The 13221-nt window shown below is 72.0% G+C and carries 14 protein-coding genes; all 14 read left to right on the forward strand.

Annotated elements, in window-relative coordinates; all coding sequences use genetic code 11:
- The first annotated feature begins 108 nt into the window (after positions 1-108).
- The 14 genes from ACZ6A9_RS12605 to ACZ6A9_RS12670 all read left to right on the forward strand — a co-directional run bounded on the left by ACZ6A9_RS12605 (position 109) and on the right by ACZ6A9_RS12670 (position 13220).
- A complete protein-coding gene (locus tag ACZ6A9_RS12605; RefSeq protein WP_468983478.1) occupies positions 109-1395 on the forward strand; it encodes a helix-turn-helix domain-containing protein in 1287 nt (428 codons plus the stop codon).
- 315 nt (positions 1396-1710) lie between these two features.
- Positions 1711-2985, forward strand: a complete 1275-nt coding sequence (locus ACZ6A9_RS12610) for a hypothetical protein (protein WP_468983480.1) — start codon at positions 1711-1713, stop codon at positions 2983-2985.
- Positions 2986-3066: 81 nt separating this feature from the next.
- Entirely contained in the window at positions 3067-3639 is a 573-nt protein-coding gene (locus ACZ6A9_RS12615) for a GNAT family N-acetyltransferase (protein WP_468983482.1), read from the forward strand.
- Between the two features lie 127 nt (positions 3640-3766).
- Positions 3767-3850: a putative leader peptide gene (locus ACZ6A9_RS12620; protein WP_351804716.1), complete on the forward strand. Its 84-nt coding sequence runs from the start codon at positions 3767-3769 to the stop codon at positions 3848-3850.
- A 168-nt stretch (positions 3851-4018) separates the two neighbouring features.
- Entirely contained in the window at positions 4019-5716 is a 1698-nt protein-coding gene (locus tag ACZ6A9_RS12625; protein ID WP_468983484.1) for a nitrite/sulfite reductase, read from the forward strand.
- Positions 5713-5892, forward strand: coding sequence for a hypothetical protein (locus ACZ6A9_RS12630; RefSeq protein ID WP_468983489.1), 180 nt, complete (start codon positions 5713-5715; stop codon positions 5890-5892). Before ACZ6A9_RS12625 ends, ACZ6A9_RS12630 begins: the two co-directional genes overlap by 4 nt.
- Positions 5889-6599: a phosphoadenylyl-sulfate reductase gene (locus ACZ6A9_RS12635; RefSeq protein ID WP_468983492.1), complete on the forward strand. Its 711-nt coding sequence runs from the start codon at positions 5889-5891 to the stop codon at positions 6597-6599. The genes ACZ6A9_RS12630 and ACZ6A9_RS12635 overlap by 4 nt, the downstream gene beginning before the upstream one ends.
- Before the next feature lie 2 nt (positions 6600-6601).
- Positions 6602-7171 (forward strand): adenylyl-sulfate kinase, encoded by a 570-nt coding sequence (cysC, locus tag ACZ6A9_RS12640; protein WP_468983494.1) that lies wholly within the window; start codon positions 6602-6604, stop codon positions 7169-7171.
- Positions 7168-8103, forward strand: coding sequence for a sulfate adenylyltransferase subunit CysD (gene cysD, locus ACZ6A9_RS12645; protein WP_468983496.1), 936 nt, complete (start codon positions 7168-7170; stop codon positions 8101-8103). The genes cysC and cysD overlap by 4 nt, the downstream gene beginning before the upstream one ends.
- Before the next feature lie 2 nt (positions 8104-8105).
- Positions 8106-9440 (forward strand): sulfate adenylyltransferase subunit 1, encoded by a 1335-nt coding sequence (locus tag ACZ6A9_RS12650; protein WP_468983501.1) that lies wholly within the window; start codon positions 8106-8108, stop codon positions 9438-9440.
- 223 nt (positions 9441-9663) lie between these two features.
- On the forward strand, positions 9664-10767 hold the full coding sequence (locus ACZ6A9_RS12655) for an aliphatic sulfonate ABC transporter substrate-binding protein (protein ID WP_468983507.1): 1104 nt from the start codon (positions 9664-9666) through the stop codon (positions 10765-10767).
- A gap of 35 nt (positions 10768-10802) precedes the next feature.
- Positions 10803-11591 (forward strand): ABC transporter ATP-binding protein, encoded by a 789-nt coding sequence (locus ACZ6A9_RS12660; protein ID WP_468983509.1) that lies wholly within the window; start codon positions 10803-10805, stop codon positions 11589-11591.
- On the forward strand, positions 11578-12474 hold the full coding sequence (locus ACZ6A9_RS12665) for an ABC transporter permease (RefSeq protein WP_468983511.1): 897 nt from the start codon (positions 11578-11580) through the stop codon (positions 12472-12474). Before ACZ6A9_RS12660 ends, ACZ6A9_RS12665 begins: the two co-directional genes overlap by 14 nt.
- Positions 12475-12482: 8 nt before the next feature.
- Entirely contained in the window at positions 12483-13220 is a 738-nt protein-coding gene (locus ACZ6A9_RS12670; RefSeq protein ID WP_468983514.1) for a sirohydrochlorin chelatase, read from the forward strand.
- Position 13221: the final 1 nt, after the last annotated feature.

The raw sequence follows: 13221 nt of genomic DNA on the forward strand, positions 1-13221 counted from the left end.
GGTTGCAACGTAGGGTTCCCGTCAGGGTACTGAGCGTCCGCACCCCGGGCAGACGGCAGTATGGGTCCGACAGGTCTTCTCCCGGGAGGTCAGGTGACGCTCTCGCCCATGGACGTGACACAGTTGGCCGCCGTCGACTCGGCACGCGCGGCGCGGGTGCTCGACGAGGCCCGTTCCGCCGCGCTGTCCGGGCGACGTGCCCCGGTGGCTCCCCGCCCGGTGATCGGCCAGTCCTGGGAACGGATGCTGCGCGGCGGAGTGGACCCGGACCACGACGTCCGCAGCGGGCTGCTGTCCCAGGAGGAGGTGCAGCGGCGGCGGGCGTCGTCGACGCTGCGGCACGTGCTGCCGGTCCTGCGGGAGGGCTTGCTGTCGGTCGCGGACGTCGCGCACCACATCATGGTGGTGGCCGACGAGGAGGGCCGGGTGCTGTGGCGGGAGGGCAGCGCGCCGGTGCTGCGCAAGGCGGACGGGCTGGGCTTCGAGATCGGCGCGGACTGGCGCGAGGACGTCGTCGGAACCAACGGGGTGGGCACGCCGGCGGTGGCGGGGCGCCCCGTGCAGGTGTTCGCCTCCGAACACTTCGTACGGTCGCACGCCTCCTGGACGTGTGCCGGGGCGCCGATCACCGACCCCCGTGACGGGCGGCTGATCGGCGTGGTCGATGTGAGCGGGCCGCTGGAGACGATGCACCCGGCCACGCTGGCGTGGGTCGACTCGGTGGCGAAGCTGGCCGAGGCGCGGCTGCGGGAGCGGCATCTGCGGTCGCTGGAGCGGCTGCGCGCGGTGGCGGCGCCGGTACTGGCGCGCGCCGCCGGGCGCGCGCTGGTGGTGGACCGGCACGGGTGGACGGCGGCGGTGACCGGGATGCCGTACACGGAACGGCTGGCGCTGCCCAAGTCGGTGTCGGCGGGCACCCGGTGGCTGCCGGCGCTGGGCCGGTGCTCGCTGGAGCCGCTGGCGGAGGGCTGGCTGGTGCGGGCGGCGGACGAGCCGGTGACACGGGCCGGGACGCGGATCGTGCTGGACCTGCGCGAGCCACGCCGCCGGACGGTGGACGTGTCCGGCGGGGCGGGCTCGTGGTCTCGTGAACTGAGCCCGAGGCACGCCGAGTTGCTGTATCTGCTGGCCGTGCACCGCACCGGCCGCAGCGCGGCTTCCCTGGCCGGGGACGTCTTCGGCGATCCCGGCCGTACGGTGACGGTGCGGGCGGAGATGTCCCGGATACGGCGCTATCTGGGCGCTCTGCTGGACCACCGTCCGTACCGTTTCGCGGAGAACGTGGAGGTCGACGTCCTCCTCCCGGACGGCCCCCACGACCTCCTCCCCCACTCGACGGCTCCGGCACGGGACGGCCCCCGTGCGCACGCCGCGGGACCGCGCGCGCACCCCTGACCGCCGGGCCCTGCGGGGTCCGGTCGGACCCCGGGCCGGATCCGGGCGCCGGTCCGTGTCGGACCCGGGGCCCGGTCCTTCTCCGGCGGATCATGCCGGAGAGCGAGGAGCGACTGGAGCCGGCGCGGGGCGGCCCCGGTGGGGCCGCCCCGCGTACCGGCCGTCGCCCGGGAGGAGTGCGGATTCCGCGCAATCACAGGGTCTTCGTCGTGTGCGGCGGCCGGTTGTCGTAGCATCCCGGTACGGGCCACCCCATCTGCTCCTCGGTCAACCCACGGATCACCCGACGCAGTTGGCCCGCCCCGGGAGGACGTTATGGGACATCGCGGCAGACACCGCCGGCGCAGACGGGGCAGGGCGCTGCGGGCCGGGCTCGCCGGGGCGGCGCTCGCGCTGACCGCGGCCGCCACCCTGATCAGCGCTTCGCAGGCCACCGACGCCGACGACCCCGGGGCACTGAAGCCGCTGACCGCGGCCGCCGACACCGCGCCGCTGCGGCTGGCGGAGGAGGGCGTGCCGGCCGGCGCCCTCGGCCGTCTCGCCGCGGGGATGGGCCCGCCCGTCGGAGTGGGTGACGTACTCGCCGACCCCGACGGCTCGTTGCGCGACGCGGCGGACTGCACGGAGGACGAGCGGCGGGCCCTGCCCGTCGAGCCCGCCGCCACCCGGGCCTACTGCTGGCCGGGCCACGACACCGACGGGTGGCGGGCCGGCGCGGTCACCACGTCCGGGGACGCGGACGAGGACGGCCGCTGGGGCGAGAACCGGGTGATCCTCTCCGGGTGGAGCAGGACCACGGGCACGGCGGCGGAACAAGGGCTCGCCCGGGTCGCCTTCGTCAACGCCGGGGACGCCGGCGAACTCCGCTACACCTGGGCGCTGCTCGCCGTCCCGGTGGACGGGGGCCACGACTACCGCGGGCTGGGCTCCACCGTGTCGGGCATGGTCTGGTACCAGGACAAGCTGCTGGTCACGACCGGCCGGGGCGAGGGCGGCGCCCTGTACGTGTACGACCTGGACCGGATGCAGCGGGCGACCGTGGAGGGTGCCTCCGTCGGCCGGGTGCCCGGCGGCTGGTCGGCGGCCGGGGCGCGCTACGTCCTCCCGGCGGTCGCCTCGTACCGGACCACCGGCGCCGGCGCCCCCCAGCCCGGCGGCATCGCCCTGGACCGCAGCACCGAGCCGGACAGTCTGGTCGCGCACGAGGCGACGCCCGCGGACGAGGAGGGGCCGACCCGGCTGTGGCGGTACGCGTTCAGCGCCCGGCCGGAGCGGACCGGACTGCTCGAGGCGGATCCGGTGGCGGTGTACGAGACCGAACTGACCCATGTGCGCAGCGTGCTGTCGTACCGGTCGGGGTGGTACCTGGGCCGGATGACCGGGACGCCGGACGAGCGCGGCACGCTGTGGCGGCAGGACACGGACGGGGCCAGCCCCACCCGCTGCGGGGCGGACGAGACGCACCGCTGCTGGAGCGGCGAGGCGACGTCCCTGTCCTACTGGCAGGAGACGGGCGAGGTGTGGTCGCAGTCCGGGCGGATGCTGTTCGCCCTGCCGCTGGCCTCGGTCGACCGGTCCCTCGACGACTAGGTCCGGTCCGGACCGCCTCACGGTCCGCGCCGTGAATCAGGCGTTCGACAGGCGTGGGTGGCGGATGGTTCCCTTTCGGACATGACGACCATCGCCGTGACCACCTGGTCCCTGGAGCAGACGGCGCCCACCGACCTCCGCCCGGCCGCCGTGCCCGAGGGGGACGTGCGGGTGGTCCGCTCCGAGGTGCCCTCGCCCGAGTTCAGCCGCTTCCTGTACTCCTCGGTCGGCGGTGACATCCGCTGGACCGACCGGCTGGGCTGGACGTACGCGCAGTGGACGGAGCACCTGGACCGGCCCGGGGTGGAGACGTGGGTCGCCTACGACCGCGGCACGCCGGCCGGGTACGTGGAGTTGAAGGCGCAGGAGGACGGGGTCGTCGAGATCGTCTACTTCGGTCTGATCGCCGCCTTCCGCGGGCGCCGCATCGGCGGGCATCTGCTGTCGTACGGCACGGCGCGCGCCTGGGACCTCGCCGCGCGGCACCCGGGACTCAAGCCGACGCGGCGGGTGTGGCTGCACACGTGCAGCAAGGACGGCGAGCACGCCATGGACAACTACCTGCGCCGGGGCTTCACCCTCTTCGACACCAAGGTCGAGGACGAGCCGGAAGTGGCCACTCCCGGTCCGTGGCCCGGTGCCTACCCGGCCTGACCAGCACCGGCAAGGCCGCTCGCGGCGCTTGTGACCAAGGACACCCTTATCTCTCCTTTCGAGACAAGGGTGTCCGCACTTTGGACGAAGCTGGACTGTGTCCAGATCTCCGTGCCAGGCTTCCGTCATGTTCGGAACTGGAATCGCCTTGGTGAGTCGGCGGCACGTCGACCTCGGCCGCATGTCCAGCGCCATCTGTCCGGCGCGCTAGGAGCACCCGGCACCGCCCGGCACCCCCTTCCCGCCTCACCCCTCGCGCAACGACGCGCACGTCACTCCGTGCGCCCTTATGCGCAGGTCAGAGCCTTTTTCCCGCCGCCCGCACCGACGGCGCTGCGCGCCGACACCACCCGTCGCTGTCCCGAAGGACGTATCAGCCATGGCCGCCACCCCGCAGAAGCCTGCCGTCGCGACCCCCCGCCGCAAGGTGAGCCGTCACCGCGGAGAGGGCCAGTGGGCCGTGGGGCACCTGACCCCTCTCAACGGCAACGAGCAGTTCAAGAAGGACGACGACGGTCTCAACGTGCGGACACGCATTGAGACGATCTACTCCCAGCGCGGCTTCGACTCGATCGACCCCAACGACCTGCGCGGGCGGATGCGTTGGTGGGGTCTCTACACCCAGCGCAAGCCCGGCATCGACGGCGGCAAGACCGCGGTCCTGGAGCCGGAGGAGCTGGACGACACGTACTTCATGCTGCGGGTGCGCATCGACGGCGGGGCGCTGACGACCCAGCAGCTGCGGGTGATCGGTGAGGTCTCGCAGGAGTTCGCGCGCGGCACCGCCGACATCACCGACCGGCAGAACGTCCAGTACCACTGGATCCGCATCGAGGACGTGCCCGCGATCTGGGAGCGCCTGGAGGGCGTCGGCCTGTCCACGGTCACCGCCTGCGGCGACACCCCGCGCGTGATGATCGCCTCCCCCGTCGCCGGCATCGCCGAGGACGAGATCATCGACGGCACCCCGGCGCTGGAGGAGATGAAGCGCCGCGTCCTGGGCAACAAGGCGTACTCCAACCTGCCCCGCAAGTTCAAGACGGCCATCTCCGGCTCGCCCGTCCTCGACGTGGTGCACGAGATCAACGACGTGGCGTTCGTCGGCGTCCGCCACCCCGAGCACGGGCCGGGCTTCGACCTGTGGGTCGGCGGCGGCCTGTCCACCAACCCCAAGCTGGGCGTGCGGCTGGGCACCTGGGTGCCGCTCGAGGACGTCCCCGACGTCTACGAGGGCGTCCTGTCGATCTTCCGCGACTACGGCTACCGCCGGCTGCGCAACCGCGCCCGGCTGAAGTTCCTGGTCGCCGACTGGGGCGCGGAGAAGTTCCGGCAGGTGCTGGAGGACGAGTACCTGAAGCGCAAGCTGACCGACGGGCCCGCGCCCGAGCAGCCGGTACAGCAGTGGCGCGACCACATCGGCGTGCACCGCCAGAAGGACGGCCGCTACTACGTCGGGTTCGCGCCGCGCGTCGGCCGCGTCGACGGCACCACCCTCACCAAGATCGCGGACCTCGCGGAGGCCCACGGCTCGGGCCGGGTGCGGACCACCGTCGAACAGAAGATGATCATCCTCGACGTGGAGCAGGACCGGGTCGACTCCCTCGTGGAGTCCCTGGAGGCGCTGGACCTCAGCGCGAAGCCCTCGCCGTTCCGGCGCGGCACCATGGCCTGCACCGGGATCGAGTTCTGCAAGCTCGCCATCGTCGAGACCAAGGCGCGCGGCGCCTCGCTGATCGACGAACTCGAGCGCCGCATCCCGGACTTCGACGAGCCGATCACCATCAACCTCAACGGCTGCCCGAACGCCTGCGCCCGCATCCAGGTGGCGGACATCGGTCTCAAGGGACAGCTGATGCTCGACGAGCGGGGCGAGCAGGTCGAGGGCTACCAGGTGCACCTGGGCGGCGCGCTCGGCCTGGAGGCCGGGTTCGGCCGCAAGGTGCGCGGCCTGAAGGTCACCGCGGACGAACTGCCCGACTACATCGAGCGGATCCTGGGACGTTTCCAGGAGGAGCGCGAGGACGGCGAGCGCTTCGCGGCCTGGGTCGGCCGCGCCTCCGAAGAGGCCCTGTCGTGAGCGAGCGTGCGGCGCCGTTCCACTGCCCCTACTGCGGTGACGAGGACCTGCGTCCGGGCGAACAGAGCCACGGGGCCTGGGAATGCGGCGCGTGCAACCGAGCCTTTCAGCTGAAGTTCCTCGGGCTGCTCGCCCGGGGACTCGAGCGATCCGACACGGGAGGGGACCGGACATGACGGCTGTTCAGGAAGAGCGGGACACAGACGAGTTGAAGGCGCTGGCCCAGCAGGCGGGCCGCGACCTGGAGGACGCCTTGGCGCCGGACATCCTGCGGTGGGCCGCCGAGACCTTCGGCAAGCGGTTCTGCGTGACCTCCTCGATGGAGGACGCGGTGGTCGCCCACCTCGCCTCCCGGGTGATGCCCGGCGTCGACGTGGTGTTCCTCGACACCGGCTACCACTTCCCGGAGACCATCGGCACCCGGGACGCGGTCGAGGCCGTGATGGACGTCCACCTCATCACGCTGACCCCGCGGCAGACGGTCGCCGAACAGGACGCGGAGTACGGCCCGAGGCTCCACGACCGCGACCCCGACCTGTGCTGCAAGCTGCGCAAGGTGCAGCCGCTGGAGGAGGGACTGAAGGGCTACGCGGCCTGGGCGACCGGCCTGCGCCGCGACGAGTCCCCCACCCGGGCGAACACCCCGGTCGTCGGCTGGGACGAGAAGCGGCGGAAGGTGAAGGTCTCCCCCATCGCCCGCTGGACCCAGGACGACGTGGACGCCTACGTCGCCGAGCACGGCGTCCTCACCAACCCGCTGCTGACGGACGGTTACGCCTCCGTGGGCTGCGCGCCCTGCACCCGCCGGGTGCTGGAGGGCGAGGACGCCCGCGCCGGCCGCTGGGCGGGCCGCTCCAAGACCGAGTGCGGGCTGCACGGCTGACCATGACCGCGCCTTCGACGAACCAGGAGAATCACGTGACGACCGGAGCCACCGTCTGGCTCACGGGTCTGCCGAGCGCCGGCAAGACCACCATCGCCCACGAGCTGGCCGCCCGGCTGCGCGAGCGGGGCCGGCGGGTCGAGGTGCTCGACGGCGACGAGATCCGCGAGTTCATCTCGGCAGGCCTCGGCTTCAGCCGCGAGGACCGGCACACCAACGTGCAGCGCATCGGCTTCGTCGCCGAACTGCTCGCCCGCAACGGCGTCACCGTGCTCGTCCCGGTGATCGCGCCGTACGCCGACAGCCGGGAGGCGGTCCGCAAGCGGCACGCCGCGGGCGGCACACCCTACGTCGAGGTGCACGTGGCGACCCCGGTCGAGGTGTGCTCCGTACGCGACGTGAAGGGTCTGTACGCCAAGCAGGCCGCGGGTGAACTGACCGGGCTGACCGGTGTGGACGACCCGTACGAGGAGCCCGAGACGCCCGATCTGCGGATCGAGTCGCAGCACCAGACCGTGCGGGAGTCCGCGGCGTCGGTGGACGCCCTGCTCAGCGAAAGGGGACTGGCATGACGACCGCCGCCACTGTCCGGGAGGGGACGGACAGCCCGTACGCCCTCTCGCACCTGGACGCCCTCGAGTCCGAGGCGGTGCACATCTTCCGCGAGGTGGCGGGCGAGTTCGAGCGGCCGGTGATCCTCTTCTCCGGCGGCAAGGACTCCATCCTGATGCTGCACCTGGCGCTGAAGGCGTTCACCCCGGCGCCGGTCCCGTTCTCGCTGCTGCACGTGGACACCGGGCACAACTTCCCCGAGGTGCTCGACTACCGGGACCGCACGGTCGCCCGGCACGGGCTGCGGCTGCACGTCGCGTCCGTCCAGGACTACATCGACCGCGGGGTGCTCAAGGAGCGCCCGGACGGCACCCGCAACCCGCTGCAGACCCTGCCGCTCACCGAGAGGATCCAGAGCGAGCGGTTCGACGCGGTCTTCGGCGGCGGGCGCCGCGACGAGGAGAAGGCCCGCGCGAAGGAGCGGGTGTTCTCGCTGCGCGACGAGTTCTCCCAGTGGGACCCGCGCCGCCAGCGCCCCGAGCTGTGGAACCTGTACAACGGCCGGCACGCCCCCGGTGAGCACGTCCGCGTGTTCCCGCTGTCCAACTGGACCGAGCTGGACGTGTGGCAGTACATCGCCCGCGAGGGCATCGAACTGCCCGAGATCTACTACGCGCACGAGCGGGAGGTCTTCGCCCGTTCCGGCATGTGGCTCACCGCCGGCGACTGGGGCGGCCCCAAGGACGGCGAGCGGATCGAGAAGCGGCTCGTGCGCTACCGCACCGTGGGCGACATGTCCTGCACCGGCGCGGTGGAGTCCGACGCCGACACCATCGAGAAGGTGATCGCCGAGATCGCCGCCTCCCGGCTCACCGAGCGCGGTGCCACCCGCGCCGACGACAAGCTCTCCGAGGCCGCGATGGAAGACCGCAAGCGCGAGGGGTACTTCTAGACATGAGCACGATCACGAGCGAGGCGCTCGCGGAGACCACCCTGCTGCGGTTCGCCACCGCCGGTTCCGTCGACGACGGCAAGTCCACCCTGGTGGGCCGGCTGCTGCACGACTCCAAGTCGGTCCTCACCGACCAGCTGGAGGCCGTGGAGCGGGCGTCGGCGAGCCGGGGCCAGGAGGCGCCCGACCTCGCGCTGCTCACCGACGGCCTGCGGGCCGAGCGGGAGCAGGGCATCACCATCGACGTGGCCTACCGCTACTTCGCCACGCCCCGGAGGCGGTTCATCCTCGCCGACACCCCCGGGCACGTGCAGTACACGCGGAACATGGTCACCGGCGCCTCCACCGCCGAGCTGACGGTGATCCTCGTCGACGCCCGCAACGGCGTCGTCGAGCAGACCCGCCGGCATGCCGCGATCGCCGCGCTGCTGCGCGTCCCGCACGTCGTGCTCGCCGTCAACAAGATGGACCTGGTCGACTACGCCGAGCCCGTGTTCGCGTCCATAGCCGAGGAGTTCACGGCGTACGCGACCGAGCTGGGGGTCCCGGAGGTCACCGCGATCCCGATCTCCGCCCTGGTCGGGGACAACGTCGTGGACCCGTCCGCGCACATGGACTGGTACGGCGGCCCGACGGTGCTGGAGCACCTGGAGACGGTCCCGGTCAGCCACGACCTGGCGCACTGCCACGCGCGGCTGCCCGTGCAGTACGTGATCCGGCCGCAGAGCGCCGAGCACCCGGACTACCGGGGCTACGCCGGCCAGATAGCCGCCGGCACCTTCCGGGTGGGTGACGAGGTGACCGTGCTGCCGTCCGGGCGGACGACGACGGTCAGCGGGATCGACCTGCTGGGCGAGGCCGTGGACGTCGCCTGGACCCCGCAGTCGGTGACGCTGCTGCTGGCCGACGACATCGACATCTCCCGCGGTGACCTGATCGTCCCCAGCAAGGACGCGCCCGCCACCTCGCAGGACGTCGAGGCCACCGTGTGCCACGTCGCCGACCAGCCGCTGACCGTCGGCCACCGGGTCCTGCTCAAGCACGGCACCCGCACGGTCAAGGCGATCGTGAAGGACATCCCGGCCCGTCTCACGCTGGACGACCTGTCCCTGCACCCGCACCCGGGCCGGCTCGTCGCCAACGACATCGGCCGGGTGAAGATCCGTACCGCCGAGCCGCTCCCCGCCGACTCCTACGCGGACTCGCGGCGCACCGGGTCGTTCATCCTCATCGATCCCAGCGACGGCACCACGCTGACCGCGGGCATGGTCGGCGAGTCGTTCGCGGCTCCCGAGCCGGTCAGGGACGAGGCCGGGGACGACGGGTGGGACTTCTGACCATGAACTCCACGGATTTCTATACCGGGTTCGCGAAGGAGGGCGGCCGTGTCGGCAGCGGGGCCGTCGGCGCCGGCCAGGGCGGAGTGGGGCGATGTGTGCGATGACGTACGCGCACCGCTCGCGCGCCCTCACCTCCCACCGCCGTAGACGAAAACCTGCCGACTTCCCGGCCACGACCTGAGAGACCGTGACCGCCGGGCCTCCGAGAGGAACACCTCCCGTGCCTGCCACATCCGTCCTGCGCCGTGCCCTCGCCGTCACAGCCGTGCTCCCGCTGCTCTCCCTGGCCGCCTGCGGCTACGGGTCCCAGGCCGAGGACGACGACTCCGTGAAGGTCGCCGCCGGGGCGAAGAAGATCGACGGACTCGACTCCGTCAGGATCGGCTACTTCGGCAACCTCACCCACGGCACCGCCCTCGTGGGGAACAAGAGGGGTCTGTTCCAGAAGGAACTCGGCGCCACCAAGGCCACCTACGCGACCTTCAACGCGGGGCCGTCGGAGATCGAGGCGCTCAACTCCGGCTCCATCGACATCGGCTTCATCGGCCCCTCCCCCGCCATCAACGGCTACACCAAGTCCGGCGGCAAGAACCTGCGGATCATCGGCGGTTCGGCGTCCGGCGGGGTCAAGCTCGTGGTGAACCCGGACAAGGTGACGTCCCTGAAGGACGTCAAGGGCAAGCGGATCGCCACCCCGCAGCTCGGCAACACCCAGGACGTGGCGTTCCTCAACTGGGTGGCCGAGCAGGGCTGGAAGGTCGACGCGCAGAGCGGCAAGGGTGACGTCACGGTCGTCCGCAGCGACAACAAGGTCACCCCGGACGCCTTCAAGGCCGGTTCCGTCGACGGCGCGTGGGTGCCGGAGCCGACCGCCTCGAAGCTGGTCGCCGAGGGCGGCGAGGTGCTGCTGGACGAGGCGTCCCTGTGGCCGGACGAGAAGTTCGTGATCACGAACGTCATCGTGCGCCAGGAGTTTCTGAGGGAACACCCGAAGGCCGTCGAGGCGGTGCTGAGGGCGACCGTCGAGACCAACAAGTGGATCAACGCCAACCCGGACGAGGCGAAGGCCGCCGCCAACGAGCAGTTGGAGGCCGACTCGGGCAAGGCGCTGCCCGCCGAGGTGCTCGACCCGGCGTGGGAGTCGATCACGTTCACCGACGACCCGCTGGCCGCCACGCTCGACGCGCAGGCGGGGCACGCCGTCAAGGCGGGTCTGCTGGAGCAGCCCGACCTGAACGGCATCTACGACCTCACGCCGCTCAACAAGGTCCTGAAGGCCGCCGGCGGACCGGCCGTCGACGACGCAGGACTCGGCGCCAAGTAAGCCCGGATCACGAAGATTCCCAGGAGGTGACGACCATGGCCACGACCCTCGCCAAGGCCGCCGACGGCACCGAGGCGGCCACCCACGCCGCCCGCATCGAGCACGTCTCGAAGTCGTTCGCGGGCCCCGCCGGGCAGCAGCTCGTGCTGGACGACATCACCCTCGATGTCGCGCCCGGTGAGTTCGTCACCCTCCTGGGTGCCTCGGGCTGCGGCAAGTCCACGCTGCTCAACCTGGTCGCGGGGCTGGACCGCCCCACGTCCGGCGTGATCAGCACGGACGGCCGGCCGGCGCTGATGTTCCAGGAACACGCGCTCTTCCCGTGGCTGACCGCGGGCAAGAACATCGAACTCGCCCTGAAGCTGCGGGGTGTGCCGAAGAACGAGCGCCGCGGCCGGGCCGAGGAACTGCTCGAGCTGGTCCGGCTGAAGGGCGCGCACGGCAAGCGGGTGCACGAGCTGTCCGGCGGCATGCGGCAGCGGGTGGCGCTGGCCCGGGCCATCGCCCAGGAGAGCAAGCTGCTGCTGATGGACGAGCCGTTCGCGGCACTGGACGCCATCACGCGGGACGTGCTGCACGACGAGCTGACCAGGATCTGGCGCGAGACGCGGCTGTCCGTCCTGTTCGTCACGCACAACGTGCGCGAGGCCGTCCGGCTCGCGCAGCGGGTGGTGCTGCTGTCCTCCCGCCCGGGCCGGATCGCCCGCGAGTGGACCGTGGACATCCCGCATCCGCGCCGCATCGAGGACACCGCCGTGGCGGAACTGTCCGTCGAGATCACCGAAGAACTCCGTGGGGAGATCCGCCGCCATGGCCAGCACTGAGACGACCGCGAAGGACCGGGACGGGGGCGACCTCGCCGGTCTGGAGGCGGGCCTCGACGCACTGGAGACGGTGCAGACCGGACGCAAGCCGCTGCGGCAGACCTTCGTGGAGAAGATCCTGCCGCCGGTCATCGCCATCGCCCTGGTACTGGCGGTGTGGCAGGCCCTGGTCTCCTTCCGCATCGTCGACGATCCGACCAAGCTGCCCTCACCGGGCGCCGTGTGGGAGGTCCTCCAGCAGGCCTGGCTCAAGGGTGAGCTGCTCGGCTACATCTGGACCAGCGTCTCGCGCGGTCTGCTCGGCTTCTTCTTCGCGCTGCTGATCGGCACCCCGCTCGGGCTGCTGGTGGCGCGGGTGAGGTTCGTGCGGGCGGCGATCGGGCCGATCCTGTCCGGTCTGCAGTCGCTGCCGTCGGTGGCGTGGGTGCCGCCGGCGGTGATCTGGCTGGGCCTGAACAACCAGATGATGTACGCCGTCATCCTGCTCGGCGCGGTTCCCTCGATCGCCAACGGCCTGGTCTCCGGCGTCGACCAGGTGCCTCCGCTGTTCCTGCGGGCCGGCCGCACGCTGGGCGCGACCGGACTGAAGGGCACCTGGCACATCGTGCTGCCGGCCGCGCTGCCCGGCTATGTGGCCGGTCTGAAGCAGGGCTGGGCGTTCTCCTGGCGTTCGCTGATGGCCGCGGAGATCATCGCGTCCTTCCCGGACCTCGGCATCGGCCTGGGCCAGTTGCTGGAGAACGGCCGCAACGCCAGCGACATGGCCATGGTCTTCGAGGCCATCGGGCTGATCCTGACCGTCGGTATCGCCATCGACCTGCTGATCTTCAGTCCCCTGGAGCGGTGGGTGCTGCGCAGCCGTGGTCTGCTGGTGAAGAGCTGAGGCACGCCATGCACCGTCCGGTACTTCTCGTCGTCGCCCACGGCAGCCGCGACCCGCGGCACGCCGCGACCGTGCACGACCTGGTGCGGCGGGTGCGGTCGCTGCGGCCGGGACTGCGGGTGGAGACCGGCTTCCTGGACTTCAACGTGCCCTCCGTGCAGGGGGTGCTGGAGTCCCTGGACGCCGAGGGGGTCCGTGAGGTGGTGGCCCTTCCGCTGCTGCTGACCCGCGCCTTCCACGCCAAGTCGGACATCCCGGCGGTGCTGGCCGAGGCCCCGCCCCGGCTGCGGATCCGCCAGGCCGGGGTGCTCGGCCCGTCCCCGCTGCTGCTCGCGGCCCTGGAGCGGCGGCTGTACGAGGCGGGCCTGACGCCCACCGACAAGTCCTCGACCGGGGTCGTGCTGGCCTCGGCGGGGTCCTCCGACCCGGAGGCGATCGCAGTGATCGCAGAAACCGCGCGGGAGTGGCGGCACACCGGTTGGTGCGCCGTGCGGCCTGCGTTCGCCTCCGCATCCCTGCCCCGCACCGAGCAGGCGGTCCGCGAACTGCGCGCCCTGGGCTGCGCACGCGTCGCCGTCGCCCCGTACGTCCTGGCTCCCGGCCGCCTGCCGGACCGGATCGCCCGCGGTGCGGCCGAGGCGGACGTCCTGGCGGACGTGCTGGGTCCGGCGCCGGAGGTGGCGCGGGTGCTGCTGGAGCGGTACGACGCGGCGCGGGTGCCGCTGCTCGCCGCGGTCGGCGCCTGAC

This window comes from Streptomyces sp. NPDC041124 (assembly GCF_055592385.1).

Excerpts from the sequence above, each read along its gene's own strand:
- ACZ6A9_RS12625 (WP_468983484.1), top strand. The coding sequence starts at position 4,019 with ATGGCCGCCACCCCGCAGAAGCCTGCCGTCGCGACCCCCCGCCGCAAG.
- ACZ6A9_RS12650 (WP_468983501.1), top strand. The coding sequence starts at position 8,106 with ATGAGCACGATCACGAGCGAGGCGCTCGCGGAGACCACCCTGCTGCGG.
- ACZ6A9_RS12665 (WP_468983511.1), top strand. The coding sequence starts at position 11,578 with ATGGCCAGCACTGAGACGACCGCGAAGGACCGGGACGGGGGCGACCTC.
- ACZ6A9_RS12610 (WP_468983480.1), top strand. The coding sequence starts at position 1,711 with ATGGGACATCGCGGCAGACACCGCCGGCGCAGACGGGGCAGGGCGCTG.
- ACZ6A9_RS12670 (WP_468983514.1), top strand. The coding sequence starts at position 12,483 with ATGCACCGTCCGGTACTTCTCGTCGTCGCCCACGGCAGCCGCGACCCG.
- cysD (WP_468983496.1), top strand. The coding sequence starts at position 7,168 with ATGACGACCGCCGCCACTGTCCGGGAGGGGACGGACAGCCCGTACGCC.
- cysC (WP_468983494.1), top strand. The coding sequence starts at position 6,602 with ATGACCGCGCCTTCGACGAACCAGGAGAATCACGTGACGACCGGAGCC.
- ACZ6A9_RS12660 (WP_468983509.1), top strand. The coding sequence starts at position 10,803 with ATGGCCACGACCCTCGCCAAGGCCGCCGACGGCACCGAGGCGGCCACC.
- ACZ6A9_RS12605 (WP_468983478.1), top strand. The coding sequence starts at position 109 with ATGGACGTGACACAGTTGGCCGCCGTCGACTCGGCACGCGCGGCGCGG.
- ACZ6A9_RS12620 (WP_351804716.1), top strand. The coding sequence starts at position 3,767 with ATGTTCGGAACTGGAATCGCCTTGGTGAGTCGGCGGCACGTCGACCTC.
- ACZ6A9_RS12635 (WP_468983492.1), top strand. The coding sequence starts at position 5,889 with ATGACGGCTGTTCAGGAAGAGCGGGACACAGACGAGTTGAAGGCGCTG.
- ACZ6A9_RS12615 (WP_468983482.1), top strand. The coding sequence starts at position 3,067 with ATGACGACCATCGCCGTGACCACCTGGTCCCTGGAGCAGACGGCGCCC.